Source organism: Brevibacterium renqingii (genome assembly GCF_017808105.1).
GTDB lineage: Bacteria > Actinomycetota > Actinomycetes > Actinomycetales > Brevibacteriaceae > Brevibacterium > Brevibacterium renqingii.
This window is the reverse complement of sequence record NZ_JADBHF010000002.1, coordinates 252,804-273,117: the sequence shown is the minus strand read 5'-3', so window position 1 is coordinate 273,117 and position 20,314 is coordinate 252,804. Positions and strand designations below refer to the sequence as shown.

The following is a 20,314-nucleotide window of genomic DNA, read 5'->3' as shown; positions in this document are numbered from 1 at the left end:
CAGCCCCTCGGTCGCTGAAGAGCAGTTCTGCCCTGCTCGACCGCGGGACGGTGCGATTCGCCTCGCGATTCTCGTGTCACCTGCGCGTCGTAGGCTGACATCGACGCGTCGAAGCTGAATCGACGGTCTGCCAAAGGTGCTCAAATAGCACTCGTTCGAACAGCACGAAAAGAAATGCGAAAGAATCGCACAGAACTATGGACTCTGTTCTAATCGTGGATTAGAGTATGGATAAGTCGAAACCATCAATGATGATGAACGGACACAGAGAACATGGCTCTCATCCCCGACCGCAGGCACGACGAGCAGAACGATTCCGAAGCTGACCCACAGCCATCCCCGTTGCCCGCCTCTCCCGAAGACCAGAAGCCGACCTATCGGGAACTTCTCGAAGCAGCAGGGTTCGACCTCACCGGGCACCCCCTGGCCGATCGATTCGACGGCACCGCCGAATCTCCGGTCGAGGAGGATGCCGAAGAAGAAGCCGGCGCGGCGAACTCCTCAGCGCTTCAGGGCAGCGATTTCCGGGGCGGTGAGGGCCTGTGGTCGCCTGATCCGGGGCCTCCGCGAAATGAGGCGGAAGTCCAGGCCTGTATCGAAGAGATCGAAGCGCGTCAGGCAGCCTGGATGCAGGAGAAGCGCGAAGAGCGTGAGGCTCAGCGTGCCATCGAGCATGAGGAGTTCCTCAGAAGGAATCCGCAGCGCCGTGAGGAGATCGAGCGTGCGAACGCCGAGTGGGACGAGCTCGAAGCACGGTACGAGGAATCGAAGCGGCAGCAGCGCGAAGCCGAGCATGCTGCCGAATTCGAACGCACCGAACGGCACAGAGCCGTGGCCGAGAGCAGAGACGTGGCTGCAAGCGCACATCCGCTGCTCGATGAGTATCGCTGGTCGGATCTCAACCACATCGCTCCGGAAGTCACTGAGAGCATCGACAGACTGCAGGGGCTGCTCGGGGAACTGCACGACTTCACCCGCCCCATGGGCCCCGACGATGCCGTGACGGTGCTCGACGGGCTCGAGACCTTGGACCGGCTGACGGAATCCCTGTCGATCGTCACGCTCTCCGTCTTCGAACGAGTCGGAACGCCCCGCGACTTCGGAGCCAAGACGACGAAGGCTCTGGTGCAGCACCGCCTGAACCTCTCCTCTCATGAGGCCTATCGCAGGACGCAGCTCGCCGAGCACTTGGGCAAACGGACCAGTATGAGCGGGGAATCGATCGAAGCGAAGTTCCCGATCCTCGCCGCCGCCCTGCGTGAGGGCGCCTTATCGTCGAACCAGGCGACGACGATTATCAAGTGCCTCAAGGCGCTGCCGCCGACAGCTGCCGAAGACGACAGAATCGAGGCCGAAAGGCTGCTCGTCGAAAAGGCACCGACGGTGCGCGTGCGCGATATCCATGTGCTCTTCGACGAGATCCTCGGCTGGATCGATCCCGACGGGGCTCCGCCGAAGGAGGCGGCCGACCGTGAGGACTTCAACGTCAATCTGCGCCAGATGAAAGACGGAACCTGGACGTTCAAGGGCCGCCTCGACGAAGAGACCGGCGGAGTCCTCAACGGGCTGCTCACTTCCCGGATCAAGACCGATGAGAAGTCGAAGGTCAGCGAGGACGGCGCCGCCGAGGCGCTCGACCAGACAGTCGTCGATGCCTTTACCGAAGTTCTGCGCGGAGACCGTTCGGACTGCCTCGACCCCTCGCTCGACTTCTCGCTCCCGCAGGCGGGCGATGACGGCGAGATCCCACAGGGGGCGGGAGTAAGGGAAGACGGTTCGCTGGTGGCAATGGCCGCCGAACAGCCCAGTGTTCGCAGACGCATCTACGAACGCTTCTCCAGCCTCATCGGCAGCATCGAGATGAACCGGATCAAGGCAGGAGCCGCCTACGCCCTGGTCGTCACGGCCAAGGCCGAGGACCTCGTCTCGCGGACCGGCAGGGCAGCCACCGGAGACGAGGCGCCCTTTCCGATCACGACTGCCGCACTCGACGGGCTCAACGGCTCGGTCTTCTTCCACCTCATGAGCGAGAAGACGAAATCGATGGCACTGGCTACCGAAAGACGACTGGCAACCGAGAAGCAGCTTGCGATTCTTGCCAGTCGCGACCAAGGGTGCACCTTCCCCGGCTGCGATACGCCACCTGGCTGGTGCGAGGCGCACCATATCGTCCCCTGGGCGAGAGGAGGCAGAACAGACGTCAACAACCTCACGTTGGCATGCTCTGCCCATCACCACCTGATCGACAAGTCCGACTGGTTCTGCCGAATGCTCGCAGACGGCCGGCCGGCGTGGGTGCCTCCAGCATCGATCGACCAAGCCAGAGAACCGATTCTCCACGCCCGATTCATTGCACGCGAGATCGGCGAGACTCTCTTCGGCTGAGTCCTGCAATCCCATTCAATCCCGGTCGGGCCCTGAACGGGCCGCCAGGAATGAACGCCTCGCGACTGCTGTTGCTTTCGATATGAAGCTTTCCATTCTTGACCTCGTGCCTGTTCGCACCGGACAGAGCACCGCAGATTCGTTCGCCGCCTCGAAGCAGATCATCGATACGGCAGACCGCCTCGGTTTCACCCGCTACTGGGTCGCAGAGCACCACAATATGCCCTCCATCGCATCGACGATGCCGGGCCCCGAGCTCATGCACCTCGGGCAGGGCACCGAGCACATCCGACTCGGATCCGGCGGGGTCATGCTTCCCAACCACGCGCCGCTGGCGGTCGCCGAACTCTTCGCTCTGCTCTCTGCGGTCTACGGTGACCGCATCGACCTGGGCATCGGACGCGCACCCGGCACGGACCCCATCACGTCGGCGGCGGTGCGCGGCCACCTCGGCGAAGGCCGCATGGTCGACCGGGAAGGGCGAGCCATCGACCCCGTCGAGCAGTTCCCGCAGCATGTGATCGACACCCTCGGTCTGATGGCCCCCGAAGGGCTGCGCATCCCTCTGCAGGGCGGCCGCGAACACGTGCTGAAGGCGACACCGGCGGCAGTGCCGGGCACTCAGCCTCTGCCCTGGCTGCTCGGGTCGTCCGGATACTCGGCACGGCTGGCCGCCGAACTCGGTATGCCTTACGTCTTCGCCAATCACTTCGCCTCCGGTGCGACCACGGGGATGAAGATCTACCGCGACAATTTCACTCCGGGCGCCTATGGAGACGAACCGCAGACCTTCGTCACGGCCAACGTCGTGGTCGCACCCACTGCTGAAGAGGCACAGCTGCGTTCCGAGCCCTTCCAGCTGCAGATGTCACGTCTGCGCACCGGCGGCCCGATGGAGAAGCTGCACTTGGCCGGCGACGACGTCCGATCGGTCATGAACGACGGCGAACGCATGGTCGGGGAGGAAATGTCGAAGAACTGGATCATCGGCGACACGAAGTCGGCTGTTGCGCAACTCGAAGAACTCGCAGCACGATTCGATGTCGACGAGATCATGATCCAGCCGATCGCCGGAGCGATGGAAGGCGAGGACCTGCGCGAGGACCCCGGTCGCATCCAGACGATCGAGCTCCTGGCTGCCGAGCTCCTCGGCGCCGCGGCCTGAGACTTCAACCGCGTCCGATGCCCCATCGAAGTCTCAGCTCGGCATCGAATCGGGCAAGTGGACTTCAAACCGACGGCAGAGCACGTTATCCTGTCACAGTGTCATGAACGTCGGCGGTCCTCGAACCGTCGGTAGGATTGACACCGTGCAATGATTCGCCGGCAGCGAGGTCGACCTGCGAGGGACGGCAGCGTCAAAGGAGAATCGAGTACGCCGAATGCGCACGCGCACCTTCGGAGACTTCCCCCGCGCGGGCCTGATGCCCGCAGACCGAAAGAGAAATAATGCGTACCAAAATTGCTGTTTCGGCAGCACTTGGGGTCGGACTGGTTTTCGGCGCCGGTGCTCCCGCACTGTCGAGCAATCTGTCCTCGACCGACGCCGCAACGTCAGCGGACATCACAGCTGATGTCGTTCCCGGCCAGGAACTCGAACGGATCAGCGACGGAAAGATCGAAAAAGGCGAGACGGCCTACGTCGATGTCACGGTGGCCACCCTCTGGGCCGACCGCAAGGCTCCCCGAAAAGTCGATAAGCCTGCCCTCGGCCATCCTGTTGACCTCGCTAAGTGGAACAAGAACCTCAAGAGCACCGAGGTGCGTCGAGGCCTCACCGGTAAGACCGAGACGCAGGCGGTTTACGGCTCGGAAGTCACTGTCCTCGACATCAAGGGCAAATGGGCCCGGGTCAGCGTCAAGGATCAGAAGACCCCGAAGAACAAGAAGGGCTACCCGGGTTGGCTGCCGTCGAAGCAGCTGGTCGAGAACGACCGCTTCGGAAAGCTCCGCGAAGAGCAGCCGCGTGCCGTCGTGACGAAGCCGAAGAGTGAACTCGAGGGCATCGAGTTCACCAAGGACACCGGCGCCGACGTCAGCTTCAATGTCGACCTGCCGCTCATCGCCCAAGACGTCGACGACGTTCGCGTCGCTCTCCCCGGCGGCGGCGCTGCCTGGATAGACGCCGATGACGTAGCGGTCTATGACGTCGGTGAGAAGCCCGAGAAGCCCAGCGGCAAGGACCTCGTGAAGACCGCGAAGCAGTTCGACGGCCTGCGCTACCTGTGGGCAGGAGTCTCCGCCTACGGATTCGACTGCTCCGGGTTCACCTACAGCATCTACCGAGCCCATGGCATCGATCTCCCGCGCGACTCGGGCGACCAGGCGAGGGCAGGCAAGGCCGTATCATCGTCGCACCTCAAGGCGGGTGACCTGCTCTTCTTCTCGACTCCATCGGGAACCGTCCACCACGTGGGCATGTATATCGGCGACGGCAAGATGATCCACTCGCCCAACGCCTCGAAGGACGTCTACGTCACCGACTGGAAGAAGTGGGACACGGGCAACGAATTCTCCGGAGCCCGTCGGATCCTCTGACCCAGATCTCGCTGTCGGCAGACCCGATGCCACATCTGTCTGCCGGCAGGCCGATGCCACGTCTGTCTGTCGGCAGGCCCGTCGGCAGACAGCACAGCGGAAATGCAGATGGCCGGTGCCCCCATGGATGGGGCGCCGGCCATCTGCGTCGGTTCAGTGGCGCGAGCTCTGTGTCGACTTGAGGAAGATGGCACGGGCCAGGTCGTCGCGACGTTCGATGATCAGGCGGCGCAGGGCCGCCGGCGCCTCGGTGTGGGCGGCCAGCCACGCGTCGGTCTTCTCGACCACGGCTTCCTCGTCGACCGACCAGCGCGGGTAGAGGCCGAGCACCAGGCGCCGGGCGATCTCGATCGAATTGTCGGTCCAGAAGCCGAGCAGACCATCGAAGTATTCGTCGACATAGCCCTCGATGAGCGGCAGCGCACTCGAAGCGATGAATCCGGAGATGATGGCCGAGAGGACATCGTTGCTCAGCGCGCTCGCGCCGCGGATGGCCTCCCACGCCCGGATCTTGACGATGGGCAGGGGCAGCGCGGCACTGGCGGTTTCGGCGCGGAGCCGTCCCGAGGAGCTGGGGTCCGAGTGATTCTCCCTGGCGATGTCCGTCTGATCCGCCCAGCCGAGGCACACCAGCGCTGTCAGCGCGTTCCATCTCAGCGCGTGGTCGTTGATCAGACCGCGGAAGGGCAGTCCCGCTGAGGAGTGCTCGGCGCCGCCGGCCTCCTCCGTGCTCGTCCCCGGAGCCTCGGGGTACATGCGATCGATCTCCTCACCGACCGGCACCGTGAGGATCTGGCTGGCGAAGCTGCGCCCCATCACCACGGCCGAGCCGACTGTCGCACAGCGTGCCGTCCGTGACGTCAGCGCGAGCACGAGATTGGCCAGATGCAGCTGAGCATCGGAGCCGGACTTCGCCGCAGCCAGGGCGTCGAGCGCGGCGCCGAGCAGCCCGCTGATCGCGGTGTCGAAATTGCGATCGGCCACCCACTGGTCGATGCAGGTCAGAGCGGTCTGGCTGAGACCGGCCATGATTCCCGCATGGCTCTCCTTGCCGAGGCTGCGCGCATAGGCCGTGAGGTACTTCTGCACGGGCATGAGGCCGTCGCGAACGGCATTGTCCAGGGCCGACCACACGAGCGCCCGCGACAGCGGGTCGATGATCCGCGAGGCCGAGGTGATCGCCGTCTCCGTCGAGGCCGGATCGAGACGGACCCGCGCATAGTCCAGATCGTTGAAGTTGAGCAGGGTGATCGCTCCGGCGCTGCGTCCGATGAGCTGTTCGACCTCGGCGGACTCGGTCGAGAACTCGAAGCGGAAGGTGTCCAGCGGAACGATCACGCGTCCCGACCTCCCGAGTGTGGCGATCTCGAGGGTGTGCGGACGCAGCAGAGAGGCACCCTCGGCCGAATCGGCCTGAGTGATCGTCGCAGCCGTGATCTTCTCGGCTCCCGTCCGGCGGCGTGGAGCGTGAGCCTGACCTCCGGTGCCCTGGGCCGAAGCCGCTCCCGCCTCGTCGTCGGCATCGGCGGTCGCCCGCAGCCTCGCGCCGGTGCTCGAAGCGATGCGGACTCCGGCTCCCGGCCCCTGGAGCGAACCGGAGCCGATGGATGAAGCATCGGAGGTCGTCAGCTCCAGGGAGAGCTCCGACACTCCGGAAGTGCCGAGCCAAGCGCCCGCCCAGTTCGCGATGTCCCGGTCGGGGGCCGCCTCGGCGAGGCATTCGAGGAAATCGGCGAGCTCGGTGTTGCGATACTCGAACCGTTTGAAGTACAGCCGGGATCCGGCGAAGAACGCTTCCCTGCCGACGAAGGCGACGAGCTGTTTGAGCACGGATGCGCCCTTGGCATAGGTGATGCCGTCGAAATTGAGCTTCGCGGCCTCGACATCGGGGATGTCGGCCACGATCGGGTGCGTCGTCGGGTACAGGTCCTGCGTATAGGCCCAGGCCTTCCGCCGCAGCGCGAAGGTCACCCAGCCGTCGGTGAACCGGGTCGCCTCGGCCAGCGCCAGCCCGCCCATATAGTCGGCGAACGACTCCTTGAGCCACAGATCGTCCCACCACTTCATCGTCACGAGGTCGCCGAACCACATGTGCGCCATCTCGTGGAGGATGACGTTCGCACGTGATTCGTACTGGGCGTCGGTGACCTTGTCGCGGAAGATCAGACCATCGGTGAACGTCACCAGACCCGGGTTCTCCATCGCGCCGAGGTTGTACTCGGGGACGAAGATCTGATCGTACTTGCCCCAAGGGTAGGGGTAGTCGAACTCGGCGGTGAAGAATTCGAGGCCGGCCTTCGTGATCGAGAAGATGTCGGAGGCGTCGAGATGGTCGACGAGGCTGGCACGCGTCCATGCCCCCAGCTGCACCGTCTGCCCGGTCTTCGGGTCCGTCCACTCGTCAGTCGCGCCTTCATAGGGTCCGGCGGTGATGCAGGTGATGTAGCTCGACTGCCGCAGCGTGGGCAGGAAATGGTGAGTGACGGCGTCCGCCGTTCCTTTTCCGGGCTCCGAGGTCGATTCGGGCCGATTCGACAGCACGTGGAAGTGGGACGGAGCGGTGACGGAGAAGCTGAACTCGGCTTTGAGGTCAGGCTGGTCGAAGTTCGCGAACACGCGCCGAGCATCTGTGGGCTCGTACTGCGTATAGAGGTAGACCTTGCCGTCTGCGGGGTCGGTGAAGCGGTGCAGTCCCTCGCCCGAGGTGGAATAGCGGGCCTGGGCCTCGATCGTCAGCGCATTCCGGCCGGAACGGACGGGGAAGGTGACACGAGCACCGTCGAACACCTCGGCGGGGGAGAGGATCTCACCATTGATCTGAACGGAGGAGACGGAGTCGGCGATGAGGTCGATGAAGGTCGAACCGGCCGAGTCGGCCGTGAAGTCGACGTCTGTGCGGGAGAAGTAGGTCTCGTCTTCGGTCTCGGCGTTGCTGACGTCGATATGGACTGAGTAGGTATCGACCTCGAGCAGCTGTGTGCGACTCTGCGCTTCGTTTCGGGTGAGATTCGTTGTCATTCAATAGCCTCCTCGGCGCACAGACTTTAGCATGCCACATTTCCGGTACTCTGAGTACAGCACCGATGAGCGGCAGAGGGGACTGATGGCGGAGACTCGGGTCGGCGAATTGCCTCGGCGGGCAGTCAGCGTCGTCTCCCACCGCGTGCGCCTGGGTCTCAAGCGAGTCTGGGTGAATTCCGGTCAGCTGATCCAGATCCCCATCGCCGCGACCGCCGCCTATACCTTCTGCGTCTACGTCCTCGGCCACCCCTATCCCTTCCTCGCCGCGGTCGCTTCCGCGGTCGGCATCGGCCCGGTGGCCGACCGTCGCCTGCGTCGAGCGCTCGAGATCGGCATCGGCGCGACCTTCGGGGTGCTCGTGGGCGAGATCCTCGTCAACGTCTACGGCACCGGCATCTGGCAGCTGGCGCTGACCCTCATCATCGGCCTGGTCATCGGCACCATCCTCAATTCGGGCGGCATCTTCATCACCCAGATCGCCGTCCAATCCGTCTATGTCGTCGTGGTCCCGGCCACCGCCACGAGCATGCCGTTCCCCCGCACGCTCGATGCCCTGACCGGATCGGTGTGTGCGATCCTCTTGGCTTTCCTCATTCCGCGCGACGCCCGGAAGGTGCCCCGACGCCTGGCCGCGGACATGCTCGAGGAGATCGACGATGTCCTCAAGATGATGAAGCGGGCGCTGCGGGATGCGGACTCGACCATGGCCGATCGGGCTCTCGAACGAGCCCGCGAGACCCAGGACATCATCGACTCGTGGGGGTCATCGCTGCGGATCTCGCGTGAGGCGGCGAAGATCAATGCGCGCGCCCGTCGGCACGCCGCCGAGGTGACCCGACTCTCCCGTGCCCATACCTTCTCCGACCGGGCGATGCGGACGATGCGGGTGATCGCGCGCCGGGTCGTGGGCATGACCGAACTCGGCGTCGAGAAGCCGGTCATCGCCGATTACGTCGGATCGCTGGCCGACGGGGCCAAGAAGCTCGAGATCGCCCTGCGCCGCGGCACCGATCGCTCCCTCGCCGAGGCGGCCCTGTCCGAAGCCGCGGGCGCTCTGGATCCGCGCGCGAAGCCGGAATGGGACATCCACGACGAATCCCTGGTCCTGCTCCTGCGGACGGTCGCCGTCGACCTCCTCCAGGCAGCGGGGTTGACGCGGGAGGAAGCTCAGTCGCGCCTGCCGCCCCTGGCCGAGGAGGACGAAGACGGTCCGGCCGTCGAGTAGGAGCGGGCCGGTCGTCGAGTAGGAGCGGGCCGGTCGTCGGAGGCGGCGGGGCCGGCCGTCGAGTAGCCCTGTCAGGTGCTCTCGACGACGAAGACGGCGTTCGTGCCCGGTTCCAGAGCCGTGAAGCGATGAGGCTGATCGCCCGGATGGGTCAGGTAGTCGCCCACGCCGAGCTCATAGGACTGTCCGAGGACCTCGATGCGCGCGGCCCCGCGGCCGAGGATGACATGTTCGATCGTGCCCTGCGGGTGCGGCTGAGACTCCCTGGGCTCACCCGGTTCGGCCTGGATGAAGTAGACATCGCGTCGGGCATTCGTCGGCGACGGTGAGAGCAGGGTGGCCACATAGTTCGCGGTGGTCGAAGGCAGGCTGGGCATATCGCCGACGTGCTGGAAGGCGACCTCGTGCGGGGGCGGGTCGAGCAGGCGCGCAAGAGGGATGTCGAGTGCAGCGGCCAGAGCCCACATCGTCTCCAGGCTCGGATTGCCGCTGCCGGTTTCGAGCCCGGACATCGTCGACTTGCCGATCCCTGCACGCCGAGCGACCTCGGACAATGACAGTCCGGCCCGCAGTCGTTCCCGTTTCAGTGCCGCCGCGATCTGCTCGCTGGGGGAGAGCGCTGCACTGGGCTCTGCCTGAGGACCGGCCGGGGCGCCGTCCATATCCGACTCGTCGTTCGGTGAATTTCGAGAATTCATGTGTTCATTGTAACGGTCAAGACGTTCAGGTTGACGAACGACTGCGTAAAGTGCACTGTATGGAACATGGGTTCATTATTCCGCACGGGCGAACGGGTGCTCCCCGGGTCGACCTACCGAGCCGTGGCGATCGTGACCATCACGATCGTCGCGGTCGCGCTGTCCTACGGCGCGATCTCCGCAGTCTCGGGCTTCGCCTGGTGGCAGACCCTGCTCCTGGCGATGTTCGCCCTCGGAGGCGCTGCGGAGTTCACCTTCGTCGGCGTCATCGCCGCCGGCGGCGCCCCGATCCTCGCCGTGCTGGCCGGGCTCCTCGTCAACTCGCGGAACTTCGCCTTCGGCGTCGCCGTCGGTCCGTTCTTCCCTCAGGACTGGCGCGCGCTCATCGCCTCCCACTGGATCAATGACGAGTCCACCGCGATCTCGCGGACCGGACGCAACGCCCGCGCGAGATGGCACGCCTTCCTGCTCATGGGCGCTGCGATCGCGCTCATGTGGCCCAGCGGAGCCATGGTCGGCCAATGGCTGGGCAACGTCATCGACGCGGACCTGCTCGGCCTCGATGCGGCCTTCCCGATCATCCTCTTCTGCCTCATCCGCGGGGATCTGAAGAACCGCGCCACGCTCTCGCTGACCGTCGCCGGCATCCTCATCGCCGTGGCGCTCACGCCGGTTCTGCCGCTGGGGCTGGGCGCGGTGACCGCGCTGTCGGTCTTCGTCTTCGTGGCCGTCGGATGGGCGGTGCGCTCGCTGCTCAGCCGCCGAGGCGGTGCCGCGGCCGATGGCCCCGAGCCTTCCGACAGCGGGCAGCCGGCCTCGGTGAGCGCAGAGGACGGACGGGCATGAGCGCGGGAAGCTTCCTCATCGCTCTGGCCGCGCTGAGCATCGGAACCTACCTCATGCGCTTCGCCGGCGTGAAACTCGGCGCGGCCATCGCCACCCGCGGGCGCCGAGCGACGATAGAGGCCGGTTCGGGCGACGAAGGAGCGTCGGCGGCCTCCGGCGACTCGGCCGACTCGACCGAGCGCGTGACGATGTGGATGGATCGGGCCACGGTCGTGCTGATCGGAGCCGTGTTCGCGACCACCGCGGTCTTCGACGGCAAGGACATCGCCGACCCGGCCCGGCTCATCGGGGTCGGCGCCGGTGTGCTCGCCGCAATCCTGCGTGTGCCGATGCTCCTCGCCGTCGTCATCGGCATGGCCGTGTGCGCGCTCATCCGCACGACGGGGGTGCTCTGAGAACCCGCGTCCTGGAGGAACGCAGAAGCGCTGCGAGAACGCGAGAGCTCGCGCGAACGCGCTGGCCCTCTGGGAGCGCACGTTCGGGGGACGCGCACAGACTCTGGGAGCGCACGCATCCTCTGGGAACGCGGTGAGCCGAGAGTGGGCAATTGCCCAGGATCCGGCTCCTGACACTGCTTGGGAGATGAGGGATTGCTAGGCTGAGGGGATGGAATACATCGCGGGCTTTCAGCGTCTCGTCTTTCTTGCCCTGACGGTAGCCGCATTCATCGTCCAGCTCTGGGCGTTCATCGACTGCCTCCGCTTCAAGGACGAAAACTACCGCGCCGTCGACAAACAGAGCAAGAAGTTCTGGGTGATCCTCCTCGGCGTCGGCCTCGCGCTCGCCGTCATCGCACTGCCGCCGATGGGCATGAGCATGATCTTCCTCAACATCATCGCCCTCGTCGCCGGCATCGTCTATCTCACCGACGTGCGCCCGAAGGTCAGGGCCGTCGATCCGCGCTACCGCAACCGCTGAGGCCGCCCGCCGCATGAGCACCGACCTCAATCTGCCGGGGCCCGAGTCCGGCTACATCGCCACGTTCGGCTCCGGAGAGCCGCATACCCTGTTCGGCCACGGATTCGCCGGCGCCGTCCGCGACACCCGCCCCTTCGGCACCGGAATCGCCGGCACCCGGCATTTCCTCCACCTGCCCGGACACGGCGGAAGGCCCTCACCCGGCCCGGGGTGGGACTACCCGCAGATCGCCGAGGTACTCGCCGAAGCCCTGAACGCCACCTCGGCGAGTCGTGCCCTCGGTGTGTCGATGTCGGCCGGCGGGCTGCTCCGCCTGCTCAGCACCGCTCATCCTGTGACCGGAAACCTCGACAAGGTCGCTCTCGTACTCCCGGCCTCCTTCACGGGCTTCTCCGCCGAGGCGGCCGCGGCCAACCGCTCCTACCTGGACAGACTGCGCGGCCTGGTGGCCGATGAGGACATCGACGGCATCGTCGAGCTCATGCTCTCACGCGAACCCGCCGAGGTGGCCCAGATGCTGCCCGCTCGAGCGTGGACGAAGGCGAAGGCCGAGAACCTCGTGCACACCGATATGTCCGACGGGCTCGGGCTGGCCCTCGAGATCGCCGTGGACGACACGGCGGAGGCCGCCGAGAATCTGCGCAGCTTCGCCGGCGAGGTCCTCGTCCTCACGCACGAGGACGATCCCGCGCACCCGGTCGAAATCGCCGAGGCGGTCCATGCGGCGATCCCCGCCTCTCACCTCGAGGTGCTTCCCGCCGGGTCGATCCTGTGGCGCGGCCGTCATGAAGTGCGCCGGATCCTGGGTGAATTCTTCGGCTAGTCCTTGGCTAGACTGTCCCCGTGCGCATCTCCGTCCTCTCCCTCCACACCTCGCCCGCCGCTCAGCCGGGCCAGGGCGATGCCGGGGGGATGAACGTCTACGTCGATCAGTCCGTGCGCGCTCTCGCCGCCGCCGGACACAGAGTCGACGTGTTCACCGCCGACCCTGGCGGCCTCGACGGGACCGGAGCACCCGATGCGTCCGACGGCCGCGGCGCCGCCGACTGGGCTGACGCCGACAGGGCCGACGTCATCGACGGGCCCGACGTCGACCGACGAATGGATGTCTCGGAGTCCATCACTCTCCACCACCTGCCGACAGGTGCGCGGACGAAGGACGAGCTCGCCGACGCCATCGAGGAGCTCGCGCAGATGCTGCTCGACCATCCGGTCTTCCGCGCCGCCGAACTCATCTGGGCCCATTACTGGATCTCCGCCGAGGCGGCCCTGCGCGCCCATGATATGACCGCGAGCGAATCCGCCCACGACCTCGCCGCGGGGGCAGCGCCGACTCCCATCGCCGCGGGGGCAGCTCCGACTCCCATCGCCGTGAGCATGCACACGATGGGAGCGGTGAAGAACCGCGATTCGGAGACCAGCCACGAACGGCCCCAGCGACTGCACGCCGAGGAGCGGATCGCCGCCGAGGCGGATCTGCTCGTAGCCGGCACCCCGGCCGAGCGGCGCGACCTCATCAACGAACTCGGTGCCGACCCGGGTTCGGTCGTAGTGGCCCGGCCCGGAGTCGACCATGCGCACTACCGGCCCGGCGCGAAGGCCGCGGCCAGGAGCCGGCTCGGCTTCTCCGATGACGAGGCCGTCGTCCTCTATGTCGGACGGATGCAGTTCATCAAGGGCACCGACGTCGCCGTCGACGCCCTGGCCGATCTGCGGGAACGCAATCCGCACCTGGCCTCTCGCACCAGGGGGATCCTCCTCGGCGCCGCCTCCGGAGCTGACGCCGGCCTCGATGCGGGAGGCGGCGCCGGCGGCACACGGACCATGGCCTCGGGTTCCGGCAGTGCCTCCTCGAACTATCTGCGCGAGTTGACCGCGGCCATCGCCGACGAACCCAGCGTCGAGGTCCGCCCGCCAGTTCCCGCACATGTCCTCGTCGACTACTACCGGGCCGCCGACGTGCTCATCGTCCCCTCACGCAGCGAATCGTTCGGGCTCGTCGCCGCCGAGGCCGCCGCCACAGGGCTGCCTGCGATCGCCGCGGCGGTGGGAGGACTGCCCGAGATCGTCGAACACGGGCATTCGGGACTGCTCATCGCCGCCCACAACCCTCACCACTGGGCCACGGCGATCGAAACCCTGCTGTGCGATGACCGTCTGCGTGCCGAACTCGGAGCCCACGCGGCCGATCGCGCCGAACGCTTCGACTGGGGCCGTACCGTCGAAGTCGTCCTCGACGCCCTGCCCGGCGCGGCTGCTGCGAGTCCGCACCGCTGCGAAGCCCTCGGAGCGTGCTGAAGGACTAGAGTCGTGGGTGAGCATGAGAGACGAGCGAAAGGCGTGAGATCATGAGCACCGACACCGAGGCGATCCTGGCCGGCGTGCGCTCCTGGGCCGAGGAGAATGATGTTCCCGTCGACTCGGTCGAGGACGCGGAGATCGTCGTCACTCTGCCGGGGGAGAAGAAGCTCAAGACGAACGTCGCCATCAGCGTCTTCGCCCGCACCGCCCATCTGCAGGCCTTCGTCATCCGTCATCCCGACGAGAACGCATTCGAATTCAACCGCTGGCTGCTGCAGAAGAACCTCAAACCCGGGCCGGTGGCCTTCGCGATCGACAGCCTCGGCGATGTCTATCTGCGCACGAGCGTTCCCCGGGAGCATCTGCTCGATGAGCTCGATGCGCTGCTCGGAGCGATGCTCGCTGCCGCCGACTCATCGTTCAACGAGCTCCTCCTCATCGGATTCCTCACCGGGATGAAGAAGGAATGGGCCTGGCGCGTCAGCCGGGGGGAGTCGACGCGCAACCTCGCGGCCTTCGAACACGTGCTCAGCGGGGACGACAACGAGTTCCTCGGCGCGGGCGGCCTCGGTGATTCCGAAGCGGGTGGAGTCGAGACCACGGCTATGGCCGGGCGTCCGCAGAGCAAGTCCGACGCCGGGACCGCGGAGGGAATGGCGGAGGGAATGGGAGAGTCCGGCTCCGACGCCGGCCGGGAAGCGGGTGGCCGCTGATGACGAGGAGCAGGCGACGCCCACTCAGTCGAGCGGGAGCTTGAGTCCTTCATGGCTGGCGTCATAGCCGAGGCGGGCGTAGAAGCGCTGCGCGTCGGTGCGTGAGCGGTCTGTGGTCAGCTGGGCGAGCCCGGCGCCGAAGCGACGACCGCAGTCATGCGCCCACTCGAAGACTGCCGTGCCGAGGCCGATGCCCTGTGCCGAGGCGCCGATCCTCACCGCTTCGATCTGCAGTCGCAGAGTGCCGCGCCGGGACAGGCTGGGGATGAGGCTGAGCTGCAGGGTGCCGACCACGGCCGGGCCCTCCTCGACGGCGACGAGCAGCTGATTGGAATCGGCCGCGATGAGTGCGAAGGCACGAGCATAGGCGGCCGCGTCATCGGCAACCGCCGCATCCGCTGCCGGAGAACCGACGTCGGCACCGGCACTGCCTTCGCCCGAGCTGCCTTCACCGGCGCTGCCTTCACGGGCGGCGCCGAGCACGTCATCGCGCAGCAGAGCGACGAGAGCGGGCACATCGGCCTCGGTGGCCCGACGGATGATGAACCTCCGTCCTGCCAGGTCGAGGGTCTCGGGCGAGTAGGCGTCGAACCCTCTGAACTCCTGCGTCTCGCCGCTCATCGCTCGGCACCTTCACCCACGACGGAGGTTGCTGCCACGGGACCGTGAGCGGCCGCATCGGCCGGCGAGCTGCCGTAGGGGCGGCGGGCGAAGAGCGAAGCGAGCAGGGCACCGGAGACGTTGTGCCAGACACTGAAGACCGCACCCGGCAGCGCGGACAGAGGCGAGAAGTAGGTGGTGGCCAAGGTCGAGGCGAGCCCCGAGTTCTGGAGACCGACCTCGAAGGACAGCGCCCGACGTGTCGGAGTGTCGAGACGACACGCGGCGGCCACACCGTAGCCCACGCCCAGCCCGAGCAGATTGTGGGTGACGACGGCCAGCAGCACGAGCACTCCGGCCGTGGCGATCGACCCGGCCGAGCCGGCCACGACGATGGCGACGATATAGGCGATGGCGATCGACGCCAGCCACGGCAGCACCGGGGAGATCCTGTCGACGAGGCTCGAGGCGACGACACGGACGATGACTCCGACGATGACGGGGACGAGCACGGTCTGACAGATCGAGACGAACATCGACCAGAACGGCACGTCCATGTACGAGCCGGCCAGCCACAGGGTCAGCAGCGGGGTGAGCACCGGGGCGAGCAGGGTCGACAGAGTGGTGATCGACACGGACAGCGCGGTATCGCCCTTGGCCAGATAGGTCACGACGTTCGAGGCCGTTCCGCCGGGGGCGCAGCCGACCAGGATGACGCCGACGGCGATCTCCGCGGGCAGTCCGTAGACCGTGACGACGAGGAGGCCGAGCAGCGGCATCGCGACGAACTGGGTGACGACGCCGAGGACGGCGATCCAGGGACGCTTGGCGATGCGGGTGAAGTCCGGCAGGGTCAGCGTCAGTCCCATGAAGAACATGACGACGCCCAGCGCCCAGGTGATCGTCGGTGCCAGCGGGGTGAAGGCGTCGGGGAGGAGGAACCCGAGCACGCCGGCGATGACGACGAGGACCGGCAGAGCCGTGACGGCGATGATCGAGCTGCGGTCGGCGGCGGGAGGCGCGGAGTTCCCGGAAGTCTGGTGTGCTGGTGCGTCTGACATGAACACAGGCTACTCCGTCTGCAGTTCCGGTCGAGGTCGTATTGCCATTCGAGACAACGTGTCGAATAGTGAGAGAAGTGGTCGCGGACGACTCTCGCGGAAGACTCTCGCGAGCGGCCATGCGAAAATGGCGTCATGACGTATAACCTCATCCTGCTGCGCCACGGCGAGAGCGAATGGAACCAGAAGAATCTGTTCACCGGGTGGGTCGACGTGACCCTGACCGACAAGGGTCGTGCCGAAGGCCAGCGCGCCGGCGAGCTCCTGCGCGAGAAGGGGCTTCTCCCGGACGTCGTGCACACCTCCCGACTCAAGCGGGCGATCCTCACCGCGAACATCGCTCTCGAAGCCGCCGACCTGTCGTGGCTCGACGTCCACCGCAGCTGGCGCCTCAACGAGCGCCACTACGGTGCCCTGCAGGGCAAGAACAAGAAGGAGATCCGCGAGGAATTCGGCGAAGAGCAGTTCATGATCTGGCGCCGGTCCTTCGACACCCCGCCGCCGGCCCTGGCCGACAGCTCGGAGTTCTCGCAGGCAGGTGAGCCCCGCTACGCGAACCTCGGAGATGCGATGCCCCGCACGGAGTGCCTGGCCGATGTCATCGATCGTCTGCTGCCTTACTGGTACGACGTCCTCGTCCCCGAACTCACCCTCGGCAGGACCGTGCTCGTGGCCGCCCACGGCAACTCCCTGCGTGCGATGGTCAAGCACCTCGACGGAATCTCCGATGCCGACATCACGGGCCTGAATATCCCCACCGGCATCCCGCTGCACTATGAGCTGACCGAGGACTTCACTCCCGTCCGGCCCAGCGGAACCTACCTCGACCCGGAGGCGGCTCAGGCCGCCATCGGCCAGGTCGCCAACCAAGGGCGCTGAACCCGAACCGCTGAGCAGCGGCACGAGCGAAGCGCAACGATGATCGCCGAGGTGGAATCCACCTCGGCGATCATCGTCTTTCGCGTCGGCGGCGCCGCTCTCGGCGCGCCGCGTGCCTCACTTCTTCGACAGCTGCGGCTCCCAGTTTCCGGTGAGCAGGTACTCGACCTTCTGCGACACCGAGACCGCGTGGTCGCCGAAGCGCTCGTAGTAGCGCGAGAGCAGGGTGACATCGGCGATGTGGCGTGGGGCCAGCGAGCCGGCCGGTGCCTCAGCGAGCTTCGCGAACACGCTCAGGTGGAGTTCGTCGAGCTCCTCGTCGATCGCATTGATCGTGGGCACATCGGCCAGGCCGGGATTCGACAGCAGCCGTTGGGTCGCCTCGGCGATCTTCTCCCCGGACTCACCCATGCGGGAGAACGTCGGTTCGAAGACCTCGGGGATCGCCGATTCCGGGTAGCGGATGCGCACCTGCTGGGCGATGTGGCGGGCGAGGTCGCCCATGCGCTCGAGGGAAGCGGACATCCGCAGAGAACCGATGACGGCACGCAGATCGGCGGCGACCGGAGCCTGCAGGGCGAGCATCTCGGCTGCCTGCTGGTCGAGGGCGAACTGCATGTTGTCGATGACGACATCGGCCTCGATGACCTGTTCGGCCAGCTCGAGGTCATTCGAATGCAGGGCCTGATTCGCCAGGCGGATTGCGTCGAGGGCCTTGGTGGACATGCCGACCAGCTGGGTGGCCAGATCGTCCAATTCGTTTCTGAAGACTTCGCGCATTGACGGCGGTTCCTTACTCTCAGACATGCGAGGGCGGTACTCATCGGGGCCTCGGCGGGTGTGCGCATCCGATCGTCGTCCGGTCACGAGCGGCGAGTCCTCAGCTCGCCGGAAGCGAGACATCAGGTCACAGCCGCAGCACCCGGACGAGGGAGCGCAGGCACACAGACGTCAGCTTCGCACGGGCGGGTGAACGTCGACTGTCGCGAAGGTGAATTCCTCGGCAAATGCGCCCCCTGACGAGGGATCCGGTGCCCCGAGACGGCGGACAGCGCCTAAGCTTGTGGGTGTGGATCTCTTGGTAGTGGCGGTCCTGACCGGCGTCGTCGGCCTGGGCCTGGGCATAGCGGGCATTCTCGCGTTCCGATTCAGCGAACGTTCCCGTGATGCTGCCGATCTGCACTCCGAGGACGATCTGCCCGAAGGCATCGCCGAGGTGCTCGCCGTTCTGCCGTCGGCGGCGATCGTCATCGACGCCGGCGACGATGTCGTCAAAGCGTCCCCGGCGGCCTACACCTTCGGCCTGGTCAGGGGCCATTCGCTCGCCTCCGCCGAGATGCTGCGCGTCGTCGGCCGCGTCCGCACCCGCGGGCTCATCGAGGAGATCGACCTCGAGCAGACGCGGGAGAACTCCGACTCGGTGCTCCGCTTCCTCCACGCCCGTGTGGCGCCCCTGGGTACTTCCTTCGTCCTCGTCCTCTGCGATGATCAGACCGAATCGAAGCGCGTCGACGCTGTCCGCCGCGACTTCGTCGCCAACGTCTCGCACGAGCTCAAGACTCCGATCGGCGCGATGGCGCTCCTCGCCGAGGCGGTCACCGACTTCGCCGACGATCCGGCCGCGGTGGAGCGCTTCGGCGGACGCATGCAGCGGGAGTCGAAGCGACTCACCCAGCTCGTGCAGGAGATCATCGACCTCTCCCGCGTCCAGGACCATGCGGCACCGGCGACCACGGAGAAGATCTCCGCCGCCGAGGTGGTCGACGATGCAGCCGACCGTGCCCGGACGCGCGCCGAGGGCAAGAGCATCCACATCGAGATCTCCCCACCGAGCGACCTGCTCATCGAAGGCAACTACGAGCTGCTCGTCAACGCCGTCCGCAACCTCATCGACAACGCCATCAGCTACTCGCCCGACGGCACCCGTGTCGGGGTCGGGGTCGACCTCGTCGACGAACGCGTCGAGATCTCCGTGACCGACCAGGGCATCGGCATGTCCGCGCAGGACACGGCACGGGTCTTCGAGCGCTTCTACCGTGTGGACCCGGCCCGGTCTCGGATCACCGGAGGCACGGGTCTGGGCCTGAGCATCGTCAAGCACATCATCGCCACCCACGGCGGAGAGGTGCGGGTGTGGAGTCAGCTGGGCAAGGGCTCGACATTCACCATCGTGCTGCCGCTGGCCGGAAACGCGTCCGAGTCCGAAGCGAGCTCCTCGGCGCCGGCGGGGGTGCTCCTCGAGCATCCCGCGGAACCCGCGCCGGAGGACCGGGAGGCGCCCGCCTCGACGGGGCCCTCGGAGCCCGCCTCGGAAGGGGAAGGCACGGGCGATGACGTTGATGAACCTTCCGTCCGAGATAATGAGAGCGACGCCGCCATCGCAGCGGAGGGGACGCCCCAGGATCTGACCGATGAAAACGAACAAAGGAAGCTCACAACGTGACTCGTATTCTGCTCGTCGAGGACGAGGATTCGTTCTCGGACCCGCTGTCGTACCTGCTCGATAAGGAAGGGTACGAGGTGACGGTCGCCGATGACGGACTGAAGGCTCTGGCGGAGTTCGACCGCACCGGCGCCGACCTGGTCCTGCTCGACCTCATGCTGCCCGGCGTCTCCGGCACCGAGGTGTGCCGCGAGCTGCGCGCGAAGTCGAATGTGCCGATCATCATGCTCACGGCCAAGGACTCGGAGATCGACAAGGTCGTGGGGCTCGAGCTCGGCGCCGATGACTATGTGACGAAACCGTACTCCTCGCGTGAGCTGCTCGCTCGGGTGCGTGCGGTGCTGCGACGCAACGTCGAGGCCGATGACTTCGAGGACGAGTCGGTGCTCGAGGCCGGGGGAGTGCGCATCGACGTCGAACGGCATGTCGTGTCCGTTCGCGGCGAGGAGCTGTCCATGCCGCTCAAGGAGTTCGAGCTGCTCGAGATCCTCGTGCGCAACTCGGGGCGGGTGATGACCCGCGGCCAGCTCATCGACCGCATCTGGGGCGAGGACTATGTGGGGGATACGAAGACCCTCGACGTCCATGTCAAACGCCTGCGCGCGAAGGTCGAGGAGAACCCCTCGGAGCCGCGCCTGCTCACGACCGTGCGCGGTCTCGGGTACAAGTTCGAGGCCTGAGCCGAG

Annotated in this window: 18 protein-coding genes; 13 read left to right on the top strand and 5 right to left on the bottom strand. The window is 66.3% G+C overall.

Annotated features, from left to right (window positions below; genetic code table 11):
• The first annotated feature begins 273 nt into the window (after nucleotides 1–273).
• The 3 genes from IHE57_RS03765 (at nucleotide 274) to IHE57_RS03755 (ending at nucleotide 4,923) form a co-directional block, all read left to right on the top strand.
• Entirely contained in the window at nucleotides 274–2,385 is a 2,112-nt protein-coding gene (locus IHE57_RS03765) for an HNH endonuclease signature motif containing protein (protein WP_209370901.1), read from the top strand.
• Nucleotides 2,386–2,467: 82 nt separating this feature from the next.
• The gene (locus tag IHE57_RS03760; protein WP_209370899.1) at nucleotides 2,468–3,550 is read left to right on the top strand and encodes an LLM class flavin-dependent oxidoreductase; all 1,083 of its coding nucleotides are present in this window, start codon (nucleotides 2,468–2,470) and stop codon (nucleotides 3,548–3,550) included.
• Between the two features lie 284 nt (nucleotides 3,551–3,834).
• A complete protein-coding gene (locus tag IHE57_RS03755) occupies nucleotides 3,835–4,923 on the top strand; it encodes a C40 family peptidase (RefSeq protein ID WP_209370897.1) in 1,089 nt (362 codons plus the stop codon).
• Nucleotides 4,924–5,076: 153 nt separating this feature from the next.
• On the opposite strand, the gene pepN is transcribed toward IHE57_RS03755, so the two are convergent.
• Entirely contained in the window at nucleotides 5,077–7,941 is a 2,865-nt protein-coding gene (gene pepN, locus IHE57_RS03750; RefSeq protein ID WP_209370895.1) for an aminopeptidase N, read from the bottom strand.
• Nucleotides 7,942–8,026: 85 nt separating this feature from the next.
• Here pepN and IHE57_RS03745 point away from each other — a divergent pair, with 85 nt between their 5' ends.
• Entirely contained in the window at nucleotides 8,027–9,169 is a 1,143-nt protein-coding gene (locus IHE57_RS03745; RefSeq protein ID WP_209370893.1) for an FUSC family protein, read from the top strand.
• A gap of 71 nt (nucleotides 9,170–9,240) precedes the next feature.
• Here IHE57_RS03745 and IHE57_RS03740 read toward each other — a convergent pair whose 3' ends face one another.
• A complete protein-coding gene (locus IHE57_RS03740) occupies nucleotides 9,241–9,867 on the bottom strand; it encodes a helix-turn-helix domain-containing protein (RefSeq protein WP_253719873.1) in 627 nt (208 codons plus the stop codon).
• A gap of 66 nt (nucleotides 9,868–9,933) precedes the next feature.
• Here IHE57_RS03740 and IHE57_RS03735 point away from each other — a divergent pair, with 66 nt between their 5' ends.
• The 6 genes from IHE57_RS03735 (at nucleotide 9,934) to IHE57_RS03710 (ending at nucleotide 14,645) form a co-directional block, all read left to right on the top strand.
• Nucleotides 9,934–10,713 carry an AzlC family ABC transporter permease gene (locus tag IHE57_RS03735; RefSeq protein WP_209370891.1) on the top strand — a complete coding sequence of 260 codons (780 nt, stop codon included), beginning with the start codon at nucleotides 9,934–9,936 and terminating at the stop codon, nucleotides 10,711–10,713.
• Nucleotides 10,710–11,108: an AzlD domain-containing protein gene (locus tag IHE57_RS03730; RefSeq protein WP_209323899.1), complete on the top strand. Its 399-nt coding sequence runs from the start codon at nucleotides 10,710–10,712 to the stop codon at nucleotides 11,106–11,108. The genes IHE57_RS03735 and IHE57_RS03730 overlap by 4 nt, the downstream gene beginning before the upstream one ends.
• A gap of 211 nt (nucleotides 11,109–11,319) precedes the next feature.
• Nucleotides 11,320–11,631, top strand: a complete 312-nt coding sequence (locus tag IHE57_RS03725; protein ID WP_209370889.1) for a DUF2516 family protein — start codon at nucleotides 11,320–11,322, stop codon at nucleotides 11,629–11,631.
• A 13-nt stretch (nucleotides 11,632–11,644) separates the two neighbouring features.
• On the top strand, nucleotides 11,645–12,454 hold the full coding sequence (locus tag IHE57_RS03720; protein WP_209323897.1) for an alpha/beta fold hydrolase: 810 nt from the start codon (nucleotides 11,645–11,647) through the stop codon (nucleotides 12,452–12,454).
• A 20-nt stretch (nucleotides 12,455–12,474) separates the two neighbouring features.
• A complete protein-coding gene (locus IHE57_RS03715; protein ID WP_366933843.1) occupies nucleotides 12,475–13,929 on the top strand; it encodes a glycosyltransferase in 1,455 nt (484 codons plus the stop codon).
• A gap of 50 nt (nucleotides 13,930–13,979) precedes the next feature.
• Nucleotides 13,980–14,645, top strand: a complete 666-nt coding sequence (locus IHE57_RS03710) for a YbjN domain-containing protein (protein ID WP_209370887.1) — start codon at nucleotides 13,980–13,982, stop codon at nucleotides 14,643–14,645.
• 24 nt (nucleotides 14,646–14,669) lie between these two features.
• Here IHE57_RS03710 and IHE57_RS03705 read toward each other — a convergent pair whose 3' ends face one another.
• Together IHE57_RS03705 and IHE57_RS03700 are read right to left on the bottom strand one after the other, a co-directional pair.
• Complete coding sequence (locus tag IHE57_RS03705; RefSeq protein ID WP_209370885.1) at nucleotides 14,670–15,266, bottom strand: GNAT family N-acetyltransferase; 597 nt, start codon at nucleotides 15,264–15,266, stop codon at nucleotides 14,670–14,672.
• Nucleotides 15,263–16,306 carry a bile acid:sodium symporter family protein gene (locus tag IHE57_RS03700; RefSeq protein WP_253719872.1) on the bottom strand — a complete coding sequence of 348 codons (1,044 nt, stop codon included), beginning with the start codon at nucleotides 16,304–16,306 and terminating at the stop codon, nucleotides 15,263–15,265. Before IHE57_RS03700 ends, IHE57_RS03705 begins: the two co-directional genes overlap by 4 nt.
• A 135-nt stretch (nucleotides 16,307–16,441) precedes the next feature.
• Between IHE57_RS03700 and IHE57_RS03695 the strand changes: the two genes are divergently transcribed.
• Nucleotides 16,442–17,185, top strand: coding sequence for a phosphoglyceromutase (locus tag IHE57_RS03695; protein ID WP_209323894.1), 744 nt, complete (start codon nucleotides 16,442–16,444; stop codon nucleotides 17,183–17,185).
• A gap of 117 nt (nucleotides 17,186–17,302) precedes the next feature.
• On the opposite strand, the gene phoU is transcribed toward IHE57_RS03695, so the two are convergent.
• Nucleotides 17,303–17,965 carry a phosphate signaling complex protein PhoU gene (gene phoU / locus IHE57_RS03690; protein ID WP_209323893.1) on the bottom strand — a complete coding sequence of 221 codons (663 nt, stop codon included), beginning with the start codon at nucleotides 17,963–17,965 and terminating at the stop codon, nucleotides 17,303–17,305.
• A 289-nt stretch (nucleotides 17,966–18,254) separates the two neighbouring features.
• On the opposite strand from phoU, the gene IHE57_RS03685 reads away from it, so the two are divergent.
• Nucleotides 18,255–19,628: a sensor histidine kinase gene (locus tag IHE57_RS03685; protein WP_366933842.1), complete on the top strand. Its 1,374-nt coding sequence runs from the start codon at nucleotides 18,255–18,257 to the stop codon at nucleotides 19,626–19,628.
• On the top strand, nucleotides 19,625–20,308 hold the full coding sequence (locus IHE57_RS03680) for a response regulator (protein WP_209370883.1): 684 nt from the start codon (nucleotides 19,625–19,627) through the stop codon (nucleotides 20,306–20,308). The genes IHE57_RS03685 and IHE57_RS03680 overlap by 4 nt, the downstream gene beginning before the upstream one ends.
• The last annotated feature ends 6 nt before the right edge of the window (nucleotides 20,309–20,314 follow it).

Bases quoted from the DNA above. Each gene is read 5' to 3' on its own strand.
- IHE57_RS03695 (WP_209323894.1), top strand. From the start codon at position 16,442: ATGACGTATAACCTCATCCTGCTGCGCCACGGCGAGAGCGAATGGAAC.
- IHE57_RS03700 (WP_253719872.1), bottom strand. From the start codon at position 16,306: ATGTCAGACGCACCAGCACACCAGACTTCCGGGAACTCCGCGCCTCCC.
- phoU (WP_209323893.1), bottom strand. From the start codon at position 17,965: ATGCGCGAAGTCTTCAGAAACGAATTGGACGATCTGGCCACCCAGCTG.
- IHE57_RS03720 (WP_209323897.1), top strand. From the start codon at position 11,645: ATGAGCACCGACCTCAATCTGCCGGGGCCCGAGTCCGGCTACATCGCC.
- IHE57_RS03740 (WP_253719873.1), bottom strand. From the start codon at position 9,867: ATGAATTCTCGAAATTCACCGAACGACGAGTCGGATATGGACGGCGCC.
- IHE57_RS03735 (WP_209370891.1), top strand. From the start codon at position 9,934: ATGGGTTCATTATTCCGCACGGGCGAACGGGTGCTCCCCGGGTCGACC.
- IHE57_RS03705 (WP_209370885.1), bottom strand. From the start codon at position 15,266: ATGAGCGGCGAGACGCAGGAGTTCAGAGGGTTCGACGCCTACTCGCCC.
- IHE57_RS03765 (WP_209370901.1), top strand. From the start codon at position 274: ATGGCTCTCATCCCCGACCGCAGGCACGACGAGCAGAACGATTCCGAA.
- IHE57_RS03755 (WP_209370897.1), top strand. From the start codon at position 3,835: ATGCGTACCAAAATTGCTGTTTCGGCAGCACTTGGGGTCGGACTGGTT.
- IHE57_RS03760 (WP_209370899.1), top strand. From the start codon at position 2,468: ATGAAGCTTTCCATTCTTGACCTCGTGCCTGTTCGCACCGGACAGAGC.
- pepN (WP_209370895.1), bottom strand. From the start codon at position 7,941: ATGACAACGAATCTCACCCGAAACGAAGCGCAGAGTCGCACACAGCTG.
- IHE57_RS03745 (WP_209370893.1), top strand. From the start codon at position 8,027: ATGGCGGAGACTCGGGTCGGCGAATTGCCTCGGCGGGCAGTCAGCGTC.
- IHE57_RS03710 (WP_209370887.1), top strand. From the start codon at position 13,980: ATGAGCACCGACACCGAGGCGATCCTGGCCGGCGTGCGCTCCTGGGCC.
- IHE57_RS03725 (WP_209370889.1), top strand. From the start codon at position 11,320: ATGGAATACATCGCGGGCTTTCAGCGTCTCGTCTTTCTTGCCCTGACG.
- IHE57_RS03730 (WP_209323899.1), top strand. From the start codon at position 10,710: ATGAGCGCGGGAAGCTTCCTCATCGCTCTGGCCGCGCTGAGCATCGGA.